Source organism: Caproiciproducens sp. LBM24188, assembly GCF_054130445.1.
The window spans coordinates 1,856,641-1,871,140 of record NZ_CP196862.1; the positions used below are offsets into that span (position 1 = coordinate 1,856,641).

Here is a 14,500-nt window from a genome sequence, read left to right on the forward strand (position 1 = left end):
CAAAAGTGTGCCATAAAACTGCCATAGCAAGCATCGCGGCAAAACAGGGAAACAAGTTCCGCACAAGATTTTACCGCTTCAATCGCTTGGCGGCTAACTAATATAGTACACCGGCTCTGTCAAACGGCAAAAGGATACATTCTGCCCTGCCCAAAATATTATGTTCGTCAATCATGCCAACATCGCGAAACCGGCTGTCATTGGAAATGGAACGGTTGTCCCCCAATACAAAAACATGCCCTTTCGGAACCGTTAGCGGGAACTGGAAATCGGAATTTTGTTCCGTTAATCCCTTTTTTCGGTCGGAGGATTCTTCCAAAATCCGGCCGTTCACCGTAATGATGCCGGTTTGGAAATCAATATCCACCGTGTCGTTTTCCAAGGCGATTACTCGTTTAATAATTGGTTCATTCAGCATTGCCGTATGTGTGATTACAACAATATCATTCCGGCGGGGACGGTAACCCAAGCTCCGGATCAGCACGCGATCATTTGATTTCAAGGTGGGCAGCATGGAAGGTCCGCTGACGTTAACAATGCGAAAAAAGAGGGTAAAAAGAATGACAACGCAAATGAGCGAGGCAAAAACCGACTCCATCCAGTCAAAGCAAATTTTCACCATTTCGTTTCCGCAGTGATTCTGATTCCCATCTTCCATCTTTTTGCTTTTCTTTTTTTTACCAAACAACACAGAGCCAGCTCCTTCGTTAAGGATCAATCCGCTCCAAAAAGGATACCCTCACTGCAGTTTTCCGAACTTTGAAAACGGCATGATAATAAAATTCGCCTTACCGATTACATAGCGTTGGTCAATCATTCCAACTTCGCTGAACCGGCTGTCCTCCGATATCGACCGGTTATCCCCCAAAACAAAAATGTGCCCGTCCGGAACCTTCTGCGGAAACGTAACGTCCGCCTGATCCTTGGTGATTCCGTTTTTAATATAAGCGGATTCGTCCAGCTGCTTTCCATCCACAGAAACGATGCCGGTATTAAAATCAATATCCACCGTCTGTCCGCCGGTGGCGATTACCCGTTTGACCAGAACAATGTTCAGGTTAGTACCCTTTCCGTCGATAACGACAACATCCCCGGTTTTGTAACTGCGGTCAAAACACGAAACAAACATTTTATACCCATTGATTAAATTCGGTTCCATGGAGGAACCGTTTACCGTAATCACACGGAACAGCACCGTAAAGATAGCAAGGATAATAATCAAGGCGGGAATTAACGCTTCCACCCATTCAAAACAGCTGGATACAGGCTTGCTGATGGCACCCGGTACCGTGGTTTCAAGCTCGGAATCTTTATCATTCGGAATCAAAAGACGCCACCCCTTTAAATTTGCTATATTCCACCGGAATATGCATCGCTTATGGCCGAACCATGATGAAAATCAGGCCGGCCAATCAATATGCAGTAGCAAAAAAGGGACACATACATGTCCCTTTCCACAGCTTATTTAATTTGTTCTTTAACCTTAGCTGCTTTGCCGACACGGTCACGCAGATAATAAAGCTTTGCTCTGCGAACGCGGCCTTTGCGGATAATTTCGATTCCTTTTACGTTTGGAGAATGAATCGGGAAAACTCTTTCCACACCAACGCCATAGGAAACACGGCGCACAGTGAAGGTTTCGGAAATGCCGCTGCCTTTGCGGGCAATCACGGTACCCTCAAAAACCTGGATTCTTTCTCTTTCGCCTTCGCGAATGTTTACGTTTACGCGGATGGTATCGCCGATTTCAAATTCGGGGATCTCCGCTTTTACGGAATCCTGAGCAATCAATTTTAATGCATCCATGAATTAATTTCCTCCTAAATTTCAGACATTCATGCCATTCAGGCAGAGGACTGTCCGCTTCAATGTCTCGGATAAACCGGGCATTGAACCCCACCGGAACAAGCCGACGGATTCCAAATGCTTCTATAGCATACCACAATCCGGCAAAAGGTGCAACGTTTTTTTAAGATTTATTCGAATATTTTGCCCGTATTATCGTACAAACCGGTTCTTTCAATGTCTGCGTACGGTTCCAGATTCAAATATTTTTTCAATGCGTCCAAAATCAGCATGGGATTTACGTTCCCGTTGCTCCCGGCAGGGAGAAGCGTTTCCATTTCCACCCCATCCCCTTTCACGGAAACCGATGTTTGATTTAAGTACGGTTTTAAATCAAAATCAATGATTCCGCTTTTCGTATGTTTTGGAACCACAATTTCCGACGCCTGAAAAAAGTCCCTGATTTGGGAACAAAGCTCATCTGCGCTGGTGTTTTCCGGCTCCAATAAAATCCGATAGGAAGCCGTAGCAATCTGACCGGGCTTCCTAACCGGTTCGGTTACGTCAAACACGGCCAGGTCTTTCGGCAGAGCCGTATTCAGGCGGGAAATCATTTCTTCCCGGGAAATCACGTCGTCATCCAGTTTTAAATCCATGCATTCCCGCTCACTCCTTATGCCAAGCGGCAGCGGAAGCGCAAAGGTCAGAAACGCATGCGGGTTAAACCCCTGCGTATACCAGAGCGGAATATTTGCCTTGTGCATTGCCCGGGACATACAACGGTTTAAATCCAAGTGGGAAATATAACGCGCGGCTCCTGTCTTTCGGAACCAAATTCTAACGACTTTCAACGCAGATTCCTCCTTTCAAGCAGGATGCGCCGCACGCGGAACAGGCCTCTCGGCAGTTCGGGGTGGTTTTGTTTGCATAAGCGCGTTTGCATTCTTCCATTAGGAAGGACTTTTTCACGCCGTAATCGATATGATCCCATGGAAGATGCTCGTCGAAGCTCCTCTTGCGGTTTGCGTAGAACGCGGGGTCAATTCCGCATGACGCAAATACTTCCAGCCATTTCTGCAGGGAAAAGAAATCCTGCCAGCCGTCCATCTTCATCCCCCTGCGGTGCGCCTCCAGCAAAACGGCACCAAGCCGGCGGTCTCCGCGCGCAAATACGGCCTCCATAAAGCTGGTGTCCGCTTCATGCCAGCTGGGCTCAATCTTTTTGGAATGAATGGAAGACAGCAGATGACGCTGTTTAGCATGAATCGTTTCAATCGTGTCCTGCGGCTCCCACTGAAACGGCGTGAACGGCTTGGGAACAAAGGAGGACGCACTGATTGATACTTTAACGGATTTTCCACGCGGTTTGTTCGGATGATTATAATAGGCATCCACGACCTTCTGAGCCAGATCGGCGATTCCCTCCACGTCTTGTAATGTTTCCGTCGGCAGGCCGATCATAAAATAAAGTTTGATGGTTGTCCATCCCCCGCCGAATGCGGTATTGACCGTTTTCAGAAGCTCCTCTTCCGTTACGTTCTTATTGATAACGTCGCGCAGGCGCTGCGTTCCCGCTTCCGGCGCGAAGGTCAGGCCGCTGCGGCGAACCGCCTTAATCTTTTTCATCAGTTCGTTGGAAAAACCATCCACGCGCAGGGACGGCAACGAAATTCCGGTTTTTCTGTCCTCCGTCCAGGCCATCAGACGGTCGAGCAAATCGTTGATTTTTGAATAGTCACTTGTGCTCAGCGAAGAAAGGGAAATTTCGTCATACCCTGTGTTTTCACACAGGTCACGGCATTGGCGGTCTATCGCATCAATCGATTTTTCACGAAACGGGCGGTAAATAAAGCCCGCCTGGCAAAAACGGCAGCCGCGGATACAGCCGCGCAATACCTCGGAAACCGCACGGTCATGTACAATTTCGATGTACGGCACCACAAATCGGTCTGGAAAATAGGACTTGTCCAAATCCATCATCACACGCTTGTGAATCACCGCCGGAGCATTTCCGCGCGGCTGAAATGTATCGATCGTGCCGTCTTCCTTGTATGTTACATCATAAAGCGAAGGGACGTAAACCCCCGAAATCTGTGCGGCAGCCGCCAAAAAATCCTCTTTTGTGCCGTTCTTTCGCTTAAAATCCCTGTAAAGTTCAACGACTTCACAGTCAACCTCTTCCCCTTCCCCGATGAAAAACAGATCAACAAAATCCGCCAGCGGCTCCGGGTTGCACGCACACGGCCCCCCGGCCACAACCAACTGGGAAAGGGAGCGGCGGTCGCTGGATTTCAACGGAACCCCAGCCATATCGAGCATATTAAGCAGGTTGGTATAACTCATTTCATACTGAAGCGTGAAGCCAATGATATCAAAGTCCGCAAGGCTGTCTCCGCTTTCCAGGGCATAAAGCGGAATGTGGTTCTGACGCATCTGTTCTTCCATATCTGCCCACGGGGCAAAAACGCGTTCGCACCATACATACGGAACTTCATTCAGCTGACTGTACAAAATCTTCATGCCAAGGTGTGACATGCCGACTTCATAAATATCCGGAAAGCAGAACGCGAACCGGACTTCGATATCCTTTTTGTTTTTTATGACACTGTTCAATTCCCCGCCGACATAGCGCCCCGGTTTTTGAACTTTAAGGAGCAATTTTTCGATTTTATGGTCAATCATGGAGTACCTCCGATTATTCAGTATTTTTTATTATACTGCCCGGAGGTTCGGATTGCAAATCAATAATATCTTCCGTTTTTAAAAACCAGCAGAAAGATCAAATATAGACTGACCGCCAAAATGGAAAAATCCCACGGCGACTGAAATAAAAGCAGGAAACCCAGAACGGCCACAGGTGTCAGCACCACGAAAGAAATTACGGATACCGCTTTTGCGGCGCGTTCCGAAATCCAGTGGATGCACAGCAGGGAATAAAGCGCCTGACCGCCGTCAAGCGGCTCAATCGGCAGCAAATTAAACAGTGCAAGCGCTATATTGACCTGAACAAACTGCAGAAAAGAACGGCCAAAAAGAGAAAAAAGAGCGGCAGTCAGCAAATTTGCGAATGGCCCGGAGAGGGAAATCAGGGCGTCGTGCCAATAGGTCCGTTCGGCGCAGCGGGATTTTTCAATATCGATTCCAAAGGGTGTAACGCGGATTTGCGACAACCCGGTGCCGAAAATCCGCATCACCAGAAAATGTCCGCCTTCATGCAGGGCGGCCGCACAAAACGTTGCCGCAACCACGCCGGTATGGTCCAGAAACAAAAGGGCAGCGGCCATGGCAAGGAACAGGTAACTGACAGAGATGCAGCAGCCCCTTATGCGAAAATTCATCATACTATTCGATTAGGGACTGCGACGGAACGGAGGCCGCCGTTTTGCTGGCAGCATTGTTGTTCCCCTGCTGGCCAGAAGAGGAAACCGCCTGTGAACCGACCGGCTGGGAGCTGACACTCCCCGTGCCATTGGAAGATGCGGCTGCATTGTCAGAAGCAGCCGGCTGCGAAGGCGCATTATCCTGCGCACTGGCTGTTCCCTGCGAAGAAACCGCCTGCTGCGCCTGAGAAACTCCGGAGGACGGCTGCGGCTCTGAAACAGCTTGGCTTTCGGAAGACGTTGGGAAAAGATCGATTACCCGTTCCTTCACATTGTTCATCTGTTCCTCGGGCACAATGGACTTATTAATATTTTCTATGTACCAGGAACGCACCTTATTATAGGTATCTCCCCCGCCAATACGTATAATAACAGCGGCAATCAAAAGAATGGAGCAGACTGAAATCTGAATGATGGTTAAAAGTGTTACGCTGGTTCTTTTCTTGTTTTCCCCTTCGTTTTCCGGCGTGTTCTCTTCGTTCTCGTCGGCGGGATAGTCGGAGAGCTCGTATTCCTCGTAACCGTCTTTGTATTCTTTCATTGTTTTTCCTCCTGTAAAATCAATCTCCAAATAATAAATATGTATGTCCGAACAGGAAGAGAACCGGACCTGCAAAAAGAGGGAGCTGCAAATGAACCTAAATTCATCTGCAGCTCCCTCTGTCTGGAAAAACTGTTATTTGGATTGAATATACTCGTCGATGGAACGCGCCGCTTCTTTGCCGCCGCCCATCGCCAAAATAACCGTAGCGGCACCACTGACCGCATCGCCCGCGGCATAAACGCCCTTGCGGGTGGTCGCCATGGTTTCATCGTTCACAATAATACAGCCGTGGCTGTTAGCCTCCAGGCCCTCCGTAGTGGAACGAATGAGCGGATTCGGCGAATTGCCGATTGCCATAACCACGCAATCCACCGGAATTTCGAAGTTTGAGCCCTTCTTTTCGACCGGTTTGCGTCTCCCGGAAGCGTCCGGCTCACCCAGTTCCATTTCTACGCACTCAATTGCACGCACGCGGCCGTTTTCATCGCCATGAATGGCCACCGGGTTATGAAGCAGGCTGAAAATAATCCCCTCTTCTTTGGCGTGGTGGATTTCTTCCTTACGGGCAGGCATCTGCTCTTCCGCACGACGGTAAACAATATACACATTCTCTGCCCCGAGACGTTTTGCCGTTCTGGCCGCGTCCATCGCTACGTTTCCGCCGCCAACTACAGCAACGTTCTTCGGACGGATAATCGGGGTATCGTATTCATCCAGATAAGCCTTCATCAGGTTTACACGCGTTAAAAATTCATTTGCGGAATAAGTCCCGACAAGACCTTCGCCCGGAATATTCATAAAGTTCGGCAGTCCTGCGCCGGTGCCGATAAAGACTGCCTCGTAGCCCATTTCAAACAACTCGTCCACGGAGAGAACCTTGCCGATTACCATATCGGTTTTGATTTCAACGCCCTTTGCTTCCAAAGAGGCGATTTCCTTCTGAACAATTTCCTTCGGAAGACGGAACTGCGGAATGCCGTACATTAAAACGCCGCCCGCTGTGTGCAGCGCCTCAAAGATTGTTACGGAATACCCCAGCGCGGCCAAATCGCCTGCACAGGTTAAACCGGCCGGGCCCGCGCCGACAATTGCCACTTTGTGGCCGTTCGGCTGAACCTTTTCCGCTTTTTCTTCTCCGTTTTTCATGTACCAGTCGGCGACAAAGCGTTCCAGCCGGCCAATGCCCACCGGTTCGCCCTTAATGCCACGGACACAGTTATGTTCGCACTGGGTCTCTTGTGGGCAGACACGACCGCAAACCGCCGGCAGCGAGTTGGTCATTTTAATGGTCTGATATGCGCCTGCAAAATCGTGCTGCGTCACCTTCTGAATAAATTCAGGGATGCGTACGCCAACCGGGCATCCATTCACGCAGGGCTTATTTTTGCAGTTCAGGCAACGCTGTGCTTCCTCAATTGCCATTTCTTCGGTGTATCCCAAAGCGACCTCTTCGAAATTCTTGTTGCGTACGTTGGGGTCCTGCTCCGGCATCGGAGTTTTTTTCGGAGTCATATTAGGCATTTTTCGCACCCTCCATCAATCGGCAGTTATATTCCCGGGCGGATTCCCGCTCCAAATCAAAATAAGTTCTGGTCCTTTTGATTGCTTCGTCAAAATCCACTTCGTGACCGTCGAAATCCGGGCCGTCCACGCAGGCAAATTTGGTCTTTCCGCCCACAGTCAGTCTGCATCCGCCGCACATGCCGGTGCCGTCGATCATGATCGGATTCATGCTGATAATGGTTTTAATTCCAAATTCCTTGGTCAAATTGCAGACCGCGCGCATCATAACAAGCGGCCCGATTGCAATAACAAGATCGTAGCCTGCGCCGTCTTCAATGTTCTTACGTAGAGCATCGGTTACAAAGCCTTTGTTTCCGTTGGAGCCGTCGTCGGTAGTAATCACTAAATGATCGCTGACCGCGCCCATTTCTTCTTCCAGAATAATCAGGTCTTTGTTGCGGAAGCCCGCGATCACGTCGACCTTAGCCCCCATCTGATGCAGTGCCTTTGCCTGGGGATATGCGATTGCGCAGCCAGCGCCGCCGCCGATTACCGCAACCTTTTTATAGCCCTCCAGTTCAGAGGCTTTTCCAAGCGGCCCAATGAAGTCGAGAATGGCGTCGCCTTCATTCAGCTGATCCAGTGCCATGGTGGTTTTGCCAACGATTTGGTAAATAATAGACACGGTTCCCTTTTCACGGTCATAATCCGCAATAGTAAGGGGAATCCGCTCGCCAAACTCATTGACGCGCAAAATGATAAACTGGCCCGCATTTGCCTTTTTTGCAATAAACGGAGCGTCAACGACCATTTTTGTCATAGAATCGTTCAATTTACGTTTTTCTATGATCTTAAACATATCGGCTACACTTCCTTCAACGCATTTTAAAATAATACACCAATCTTATCACCGCACAGAATAACCGCAGCTGATGTTAAGATATTGAACCCATTACAGTGAATTACTTCTATTATAATGGCTACTTTATATTTTATCAACTAAAAAAGATGATTTGGTTATTTTTCCAACCAAACCATCTTTTCTATCGCGTATTTACAATATGATGCAAATCAAGCCGTTGCAACCGTCGTTAATAATTCTTTCGATGGTTTCGCGCACCTTATCTCTGGCATCGTTCGGCATACGGTACAGTTTGTTGTTCAGCCCCTCGCTGACCAGCTCATGCAGGTTTTTGCCGAAAATGTTGGATTCCCAGATTTTCGCCGGATTCTCCTCGAATTCTTTAAGCAAATAAACAATCAGTTCCTGCGACTGTTCCTCCGAACCAACAATCGGCGTCAATTCTGTGGTAATCTGTGTTTTCAGCATATGTATCGAAGGAGCAGCCGCCTTCAGGCGAATGCCATACTTGCCACCCTGCTTGATAATTTCCGGTTCATCCAGGGTCAGTTCCTCAATGCTTGGCATAACGATTCCATAGCCGGTCTGCTGCACATCCTCATAGGCTTCTTTGATCTTATCGTACGTTTTCTTTGTTTCCGCGAGGCTCAGCATGCACTCAAGAAGGCTGCCCTCGTCTTCGATTTCGATCCCGGTTTTCTCACCAATAATCTTGTAAAACAGGTTGTGGTCCAAAGAGATGGCAATCCGGGTGTGGCCGGTTCCCAATTCCGTGGTAACGGTCCTTGCCCCGCGGACATATTCGCATTTTTGCAAATCGTCGATGATGGTATTGACCTCGCGAATTTTTGATACCTTCGCCGCCGACTGCTGAATTGCGCTGAACAAAGCGGAACGCAGCCAATGGCCTTTTTCCAGCGTGGAAATCCATTTTGGCATTTCCACCTTAATTTCTTTCACTGGGAATTCGAACAACACCTTGGAAAGAATTGTCCGGATTTCTTCTTCCTGCATGTCAAGGCAGTTTACCGGCAGAACTGGGACCCCGTACCGCTGCTGCATTTCCTGCGCCATAGAAACGGAGTTTGGAGAATTGGGGTCAACACAGTTGAGCAGAACAATGAACGGCTTTTTGATTTCTTGCAGTTCATTGATAACCCGTTCTTCTGCCTCTTCATATTCCGCGCGCGGAATATCGCTGATGCTGCCGTCTGTCGTAATCACCAGACCAATGGTCGAGTGTTCCGTGATAACCTTTTTCGTGCCGATTTCCGCGGCCATGTTAAACGGTATGGGTTCGTTATACCACGGCGTCATGACCATTCGCGGCATATCGTTTTCAATATAACCAAGCGCACTCGGGACAATATACCCCACACAATCAATCAGGCGAACCGAGAAGGTGGCGCTGTCATCCACATGGACGGTCACGGCCTGTTCCGGAACGAATTTGGGTTCCGTGGTCATAATGGTACGGCCCGCGGCGGACTGAGGCATTTCATCAATCGCCCGGTCGCGGCGGTAGTTGGAATCCATGTTCGGCACCACAATCAAATCCATAAACTTCTTGATAAAGGTGGATTTTCCGGTGCGAACCGGACCGACAACGCCTATGTATATGTCACCATTCGTGCGCTGGGAAATATCTTTATAAATGTTGCGTTCTTCCATTTTACCTCCCCCTCAGGCAGAGAATTTATAGATAGGCACTCTGAAAAACTTGCGGATTTACATTGGAATCAGCAGCATCCCCCTGTTCTCAACGAATTCGCCGGCAAGATCGTTTTCCAGCTTAATCGCCTCAACTGAGGTACAGTAATCCCTGGCAATGTTCCAGAGGCTCTCCCCCGGATCGGCATAATAAATGCTCAATGCCGCCGTTTTATCCTGCGCCCGCGGTTTGGTTTCATCCGCCGTTGCATCCGTAATCATTTTCATATTTTCCTGACGGCTGACCGACGCATTTAGTTTTAGTTCCACTTTTACGTCCACACCTGTACCGGTGAGCCGATAACTGATTCCCCCCACCAGGGCGTTAGCCGCGCAGCGAAGATTTTCGTCTGCGTTTGCATAAGGCCTGGAATACTCAAAATCGGCAAGGCGCTCAAAGTAGAACGGCTGATTATCCCCATTTAGGGCAAGCACGCACAGATTGACTTTTCCTTTATATTGAATCTGCCCATTTTCTACAGCCGCGTTCACGGTGCTCATTTCATTCCAGATATCCAGCACTTTTGTAATGGTGTCCTCTTCCGAATTTAGGGAAGTTTTCATCAGGTAACTGTCGTTCTCTAAACTCACCAGGTTGTCAAAGCTCTTCTGCTTATACGCAAGATTCATTTCATACTTCTTGGAATACGCGTCGGTGACCACCGTATTTTCGCTGCTCATGTAAACCGCCGCGGTCGCAAACATTTTAATCTGCACGTCAAAGAAAATTTTATCTCCGGAGTAATCGTTCTTGATTACCACGTCGATTCCGACCACTTCAATCTGAACATCGCTCATGCAATCATCCGAAGCGCCTTCACAGTCCAGCATCTGATTAAACGGAATGGCATATTCCATCGCTTCCGGAGAGGCTTCATCTTCACTGGAGGAATACAGGATTTTAACATAAACCTCGCCGGTAACCAACAGTTTATTCAGCGAGACTTTAACATCCTGCACCATGGCGAAAGCATCGGTACGAATCAGATTATCGGCCGGCGGCTTTCCCTGCCCCAGTTCCAGGATTTCATCCACGCTGAACTGCTGTTGGCCGTGCCCGACCATCTTATTAACGGAGATTACTTTTTTCTGTTGTTCTACATCATCGCCGCCGATATTGCTGACAATATCGCTGACTTCCTGCGCTGTAACCTTGGCGCACAGGGAAAAAGAACCGTGAATATCCAGTCTGCGCGGACTGGCCGCACGGCAATTTATGTATTCCACGCGGGTAAACGCGGTCACACGTGCATTGTCCGCATTTTGCTTCAAATTAATCGTTGCGGTGAAATTTTCACTGGCGTCACAGCAGCGAACCGCTTTTCCTCCGGAATCCAGATAAAGCACCTTTACGGTATAGGTACCCTCCAATTCCAGCCGGTCACCGGTTACACCCCGGGAAACAACATGCGGGTAAACCTGACATTTTAAAATGCGCTGGATATCGGGGCAGTAATCGGGCAGGTTGATATCAAGGTCCACAGGCTGCTCCTGGCACCCATCGTAAATCACTTCGCTGGCCGCCAGTGCCTCTCGGTTCAGAATATAATCCATAAAGGCTCTCTCCTTTTTCTGATTCTACCTAATGTTATTCGAATCTTGTACTTTTTATGCCAGTAACCCCAAAAAAAGTACCGGGCAAAACCCCCGACTTGCTTTTCTTTCACCTTAAAAAGAAAAGCGCCGGTTGTGTGGACCGGCGCGGAAAGCGGATATTTATTGCTGCTGATTCATATTTTGAAATTTCTGTTTGGCCTGCTGAACCTTTTGCTGATCTGCGGAAGGGGTCTGATACCAGCCGCGTTTGCTCATTTCATCAAATACTTCTGCCTGAATCTGGTGTTCTTCCGTAAGAATCCGCATAAATTCGTTGCGCACATTCGGGGAACTGCATTCATTGGCAAATGTGTTGTACGTGTCGGTAATCAGCTTTTGGGAAGAAAGCATATCATTGAAAAGTTCTTTGTCCTGCATTTGTATATTCGTATTCATTCGTGATCCCCCTTAACCTAAAAAGCTGAACAGCTGGTCGTAATGCGCCTGATGTTTGTCCGCAATGCATTCACACTTTTTCTTCAGTTCAGAATCGGAGCATAATTGGGAATATGCCCTAAGTTTTGTGACCAGAAGCTTTTCTTCGCTTAACTGGTCTTCAATGGCAGAAAGCTCTTTTTCGGTTAATTGCATTTCAAGCACCTCTTTGTACAATAATAGGAATACCATCGGTGTCTACCGATGGTATGTTCCTTTTTCCTATTATTTTACATGGCGTATGAAATATACGTTTCTTTTGTGATTTCAGGCATTTCTATGTAGCCTGACGCTGCAGATGACTCTGATCAAGACCAAAGCTGATAGACAATGCCTGATCGACCTGAGACATAAACGTATCGTCAAGACGCCCCATACGTTCTTTCAATCTGTGTTTATCAATGGTGCGCACCTGCTCTAGAAGTACAACCGAATCTTTAGCCAAACCTGTTGTCTGCGCATCCAGCATAATATGAGTCGGTAAATTCGCTTTGGAACGCTGACTGGTAATTGCCGCGGCAATTACGGTCGGGCTGAAACGGTTGCCGACATTATTCTGAACAATCAATACTGGCCGTACTCCGCCCTGTTCGGAGCCAACAACCGGACTAAGGTCTGCGTAGTAGATGTCTCCTCTTCGAATGTTCACTTTTTTCACGCTCCGCGTTATTAGAATTTTAAGGTTTGCAAATAGTCTTAACATTCTTTCAGGGATTTATTCGTTTGCAACCTCTACCACATAATATTATTGTCCCGCAGAGGTTGACATAAAAATAAAACGGGAAAAAGGCGAAAACGTGAAAAGCCCCGCACACATTATGTGTGCGGGGCAAAGGAACTATAACAGCCAGGTTGAATCAGGCGTTACGGGCAGCCATAGCCTTTTTAACTTCTTCCGTAAACAAAGGAAGGATTTTCAAAGCATCCCCGACAATGCCGTAATCGGCAACTTCAAAAATCGGAGCGTTTTCATCCTTGTTAATTGCAATAATCACATCGGAATCTTCCATGCCGGCCAAGTGCTGAATGGCACCGGAAATACCGCAGGCAATGTAAAGATTCGGGCGGACCGTTTTACCGGTCTGGCCGACCTGAATGTCTTTTTCCACCCAGCCGGCATCCACCGCAGCTCTGGAAGAGCTGACCGTTCCGCCAAGTGCCTCTGCAAGATCCTCAAGCAGCTTGAAGTTTTCCGGACCGCCCATTCCACGGCCGCCGGAAACCAGAATTTTTGCATCCTGGATATCCATTTTATTGGATACCTTTTTAATGACATCGACTACCTGAACATTTACATGCTCTGCGCCGATTTCCAGATCATACTTTTCAACGGGCACCTTTGCGCCTTCAATCGGTTTGATTTTCTGCATAACACCGGGGCGCACAGTAGCCATTTGCGGGCGGTGGTCCGGGCAGAGAATCGTCGCCATTATGTTACCACCGAATGCAGGACGGGTCATCATCAGGTTCTTCGTACCATCTTCCGCAACCTCAAGCTTGGTGCAGTCCGCCGTAAGTCCGGTTTTCACTCTGGCGGAAACACGCGGAGCAAGATCGCGTCCAATCGCGGTAGCACCGTACAAAACAACCGCCGGTTTGTACTTTTCAATAATATGGTACATGCAGTGGGCATACGGCTCTGTGGTATAAACCTCCAACGCCTTGTTGTCCACCAACAGAATTTTATCCGCACCGTAACGTGCCAGTTCCGGGCAAAGGTCTTCGACGCCATAGCCGAGCAGAACCGCGGTAACTTCCGTTTCCATCGATTTAGCGAGTTCTTTTGCCTTACCTAAAAGCTCAAAGGACACGCTGGCGATTTTATGGTCAACCTGCTGAATAAAAACATAAATACCCTGATAGTCTTGAATATTCATTTTGCTCACCACTTTCAAACTATATAATGAATTTTTCCCTGAGCTTTTCCATCATGTAGTCGGCCGATTCCTGCGGATCCAATGTGACCTGCTGGCCGGCAGCTTTCAAGCTCTTGGTAAATGTTTTCCAGACTCTGGTCGGTGAGCCTTTTAAGCCGATTGCCGTATCGTCTACTTCCAAATCGGCACGGGTAAGAATTTTGACCTCTTTTTCCCGGTATGCGTCGAAAATGCCGCCTGGGGTCATGTAGCGGGGCTGGTTCAGCTCGCTCAGCGCGGTAATCAGGCAGGGCATTTTAACCTTAATGATGTGATAACGGTCTTCATACTGACGCTTTACGGTTACTTCGTTGCCCTCAACCTTGAGGTCTTCCGCGTAACTAACGTTCGGAATGCCGAGGTGTTCGGCAATCTGCGGGCCGACCTGGGCGGTATCGCCATCGATTGCCTGACGGCCGGTCAGAATGAGATCGTACGGGAGGGTTTTCAGCGCGGCAGCAATTGTTGTGGAAGTTGCCAGGGTATCCGCGCCGCCGAAGGCACGGTCGGTAACCAAAATTGCTTCATCCGCACCCATGGCAAGCGCTTCGCGCAGAGCGGCATCCGCCTGCGGCGGGCCCATGGAAAGCGCCGTAACATGCGCACCCTGCTCGTCCTTCAGGCGCAGAGCCGCTTCCAGACCTGCTTTGTCATCCGGATTGATAATGCTCGGCACACCTTCACGAATCAGGGTGCCGGTAACCGGGTCCAGTCTTACTTCATTGGTATTCGGAACTTGCTTAATGCAAACTACAATATTCAACAAAAT

At 48.6% G+C, this 14,500-nt stretch carries 16 protein-coding genes; all 16 read right to left on the reverse strand.

Annotation, left to right across the window (positions count from 1 at the left end):
- Positions 1-97: 97 nt before the first annotated feature.
- The 16 genes from lepB (ACSVDI_RS08775) to ACSVDI_RS08850 all read right to left on the reverse strand — a co-directional run bounded on the left by lepB (ACSVDI_RS08775) (position 98) and on the right by ACSVDI_RS08850 (position 14,494).
- Entirely contained in the window at positions 98-691 is a 594-nt protein-coding gene (lepB, locus tag ACSVDI_RS08775) for a signal peptidase I (protein ID WP_457942232.1), read from the reverse strand.
- A 48-nt stretch (positions 692-739) separates the two neighbouring features.
- Positions 740-1,327, reverse strand: a complete 588-nt coding sequence (gene lepB / locus ACSVDI_RS08780; RefSeq protein WP_457942234.1) for a signal peptidase I — start codon at positions 1,325-1,327, stop codon at positions 740-742.
- 134 nt (positions 1,328-1,461) lie between these two features.
- Positions 1,462-1,806, reverse strand: coding sequence for a 50S ribosomal protein L19 (rplS, locus tag ACSVDI_RS08785; RefSeq protein ID WP_457942236.1), 345 nt, complete (start codon positions 1,804-1,806; stop codon positions 1,462-1,464).
- Between the two features lie 170 nt (positions 1,807-1,976).
- A complete protein-coding gene (locus ACSVDI_RS08790; protein ID WP_457942238.1) occupies positions 1,977-2,636 on the reverse strand; it encodes a TIGR03936 family radical SAM-associated protein in 660 nt (219 codons plus the stop codon).
- Complete coding sequence (locus ACSVDI_RS08795) at positions 2,623-4,467, reverse strand: TIGR03960 family B12-binding radical SAM protein (protein WP_457942239.1); 1,845 nt, start codon at positions 4,465-4,467, stop codon at positions 2,623-2,625. Before ACSVDI_RS08795 ends, ACSVDI_RS08790 begins: the two co-directional genes overlap by 14 nt.
- Before the next feature lie 59 nt (positions 4,468-4,526).
- Positions 4,527-5,123, reverse strand: coding sequence for a metalloprotease (locus ACSVDI_RS08800; protein WP_457942241.1), 597 nt, complete (start codon positions 5,121-5,123; stop codon positions 4,527-4,529).
- A gap of 4 nt (positions 5,124-5,127) precedes the next feature.
- Complete coding sequence (locus ACSVDI_RS08805; protein ID WP_457942243.1) at positions 5,128-5,706, reverse strand: hypothetical protein; 579 nt, start codon at positions 5,704-5,706, stop codon at positions 5,128-5,130.
- A 135-nt stretch (positions 5,707-5,841) separates the two neighbouring features.
- A complete protein-coding gene (gene gltA, locus ACSVDI_RS08810; RefSeq protein WP_457942244.1) occupies positions 5,842-7,230 on the reverse strand; it encodes an NADPH-dependent glutamate synthase in 1,389 nt (462 codons plus the stop codon).
- A complete protein-coding gene (locus ACSVDI_RS08815) occupies positions 7,223-8,071 on the reverse strand; it encodes a sulfide/dihydroorotate dehydrogenase-like FAD/NAD-binding protein (RefSeq protein WP_457942245.1) in 849 nt (282 codons plus the stop codon). The genes gltA and ACSVDI_RS08815 overlap by 8 nt, the downstream gene beginning before the upstream one ends.
- Positions 8,072-8,266: 195 nt before the next feature.
- On the reverse strand, positions 8,267-9,745 hold the full coding sequence (gene spoIVA, locus ACSVDI_RS08820; protein ID WP_457942247.1) for a stage IV sporulation protein A: 1,479 nt from the start codon (positions 9,743-9,745) through the stop codon (positions 8,267-8,269).
- A 57-nt stretch (positions 9,746-9,802) separates the two neighbouring features.
- Positions 9,803-11,338, reverse strand: a complete 1,536-nt coding sequence (locus ACSVDI_RS08825; protein WP_457942249.1) for an SPOCS domain-containing protein — start codon at positions 11,336-11,338, stop codon at positions 9,803-9,805.
- A 162-nt stretch (positions 11,339-11,500) separates the two neighbouring features.
- Entirely contained in the window at positions 11,501-11,776 is a 276-nt protein-coding gene (locus tag ACSVDI_RS08830) for a spore coat protein (RefSeq protein WP_457942251.1), read from the reverse strand.
- A gap of 12 nt (positions 11,777-11,788) precedes the next feature.
- Entirely contained in the window at positions 11,789-11,971 is a 183-nt protein-coding gene (locus tag ACSVDI_RS08835; protein ID WP_457942253.1) for a spore coat protein, read from the reverse strand.
- A gap of 121 nt (positions 11,972-12,092) precedes the next feature.
- The gene (locus ACSVDI_RS08840) at positions 12,093-12,518 is read right to left on the reverse strand and encodes a type II toxin-antitoxin system PemK/MazF family toxin (RefSeq protein WP_457942255.1); all 426 of its coding nucleotides are present in this window, start codon (positions 12,516-12,518) and stop codon (positions 12,093-12,095) included.
- 154 nt (positions 12,519-12,672) lie between these two features.
- Entirely contained in the window at positions 12,673-13,692 is a 1,020-nt protein-coding gene (locus tag ACSVDI_RS08845; protein ID WP_457942257.1) for an electron transfer flavoprotein subunit alpha/FixB family protein, read from the reverse strand.
- 19 nt (positions 13,693-13,711) lie between these two features.
- Positions 13,712-14,494 carry an electron transfer flavoprotein subunit beta/FixA family protein gene (locus tag ACSVDI_RS08850; RefSeq protein ID WP_457942259.1) on the reverse strand — a complete coding sequence of 261 codons (783 nt, stop codon included), beginning with the start codon at positions 14,492-14,494 and terminating at the stop codon, positions 13,712-13,714.
- Between the last annotated feature and the right edge of the window lie 6 nt (positions 14,495-14,500).

Excerpts from the sequence above, each read along its gene's own strand:
- rplS (WP_457942236.1), bottom strand. The coding sequence starts at position 1,806 with ATGGATGCATTAAAATTGATTGCTCAGGATTCCGTAAAAGCGGAGATC.
- ACSVDI_RS08795 (WP_457942239.1), bottom strand. The coding sequence starts at position 4,467 with ATGATTGACCATAAAATCGAAAAATTGCTCCTTAAAGTTCAAAAACCG.
- ACSVDI_RS08800 (WP_457942241.1), bottom strand. The coding sequence starts at position 5,123 with ATGAATTTTCGCATAAGGGGCTGCTGCATCTCTGTCAGTTACCTGTTC.
- ACSVDI_RS08805 (WP_457942243.1), bottom strand. The coding sequence starts at position 5,706 with ATGAAAGAATACAAAGACGGTTACGAGGAATACGAGCTCTCCGACTAT.
- gltA (WP_457942244.1), bottom strand. The coding sequence starts at position 7,230 with ATGCCTAATATGACTCCGAAAAAAACTCCGATGCCGGAGCAGGACCCC.
- ACSVDI_RS08815 (WP_457942245.1), bottom strand. The coding sequence starts at position 8,071 with ATGTTTAAGATCATAGAAAAACGTAAATTGAACGATTCTATGACAAAA.
- spoIVA (WP_457942247.1), bottom strand. The coding sequence starts at position 9,745 with ATGGAAGAACGCAACATTTATAAAGATATTTCCCAGCGCACGAATGGT.
- ACSVDI_RS08825 (WP_457942249.1), bottom strand. The coding sequence starts at position 11,338 with ATGGATTATATTCTGAACCGAGAGGCACTGGCGGCCAGCGAAGTGATT.
- ACSVDI_RS08830 (WP_457942251.1), bottom strand. The coding sequence starts at position 11,776 with ATGAATACGAATATACAAATGCAGGACAAAGAACTTTTCAATGATATG.
- ACSVDI_RS08835 (WP_457942253.1), bottom strand. The coding sequence starts at position 11,971 with ATGCAATTAACCGAAAAAGAGCTTTCTGCCATTGAAGACCAGTTAAGC.
- ACSVDI_RS08840 (WP_457942255.1), bottom strand. The coding sequence starts at position 12,518 with ATGTTAAGACTATTTGCAAACCTTAAAATTCTAATAACGCGGAGCGTG.
- ACSVDI_RS08845 (WP_457942257.1), bottom strand. The coding sequence starts at position 13,692 with ATGAATATTCAAGACTATCAGGGTATTTATGTTTTTATTCAGCAGGTT.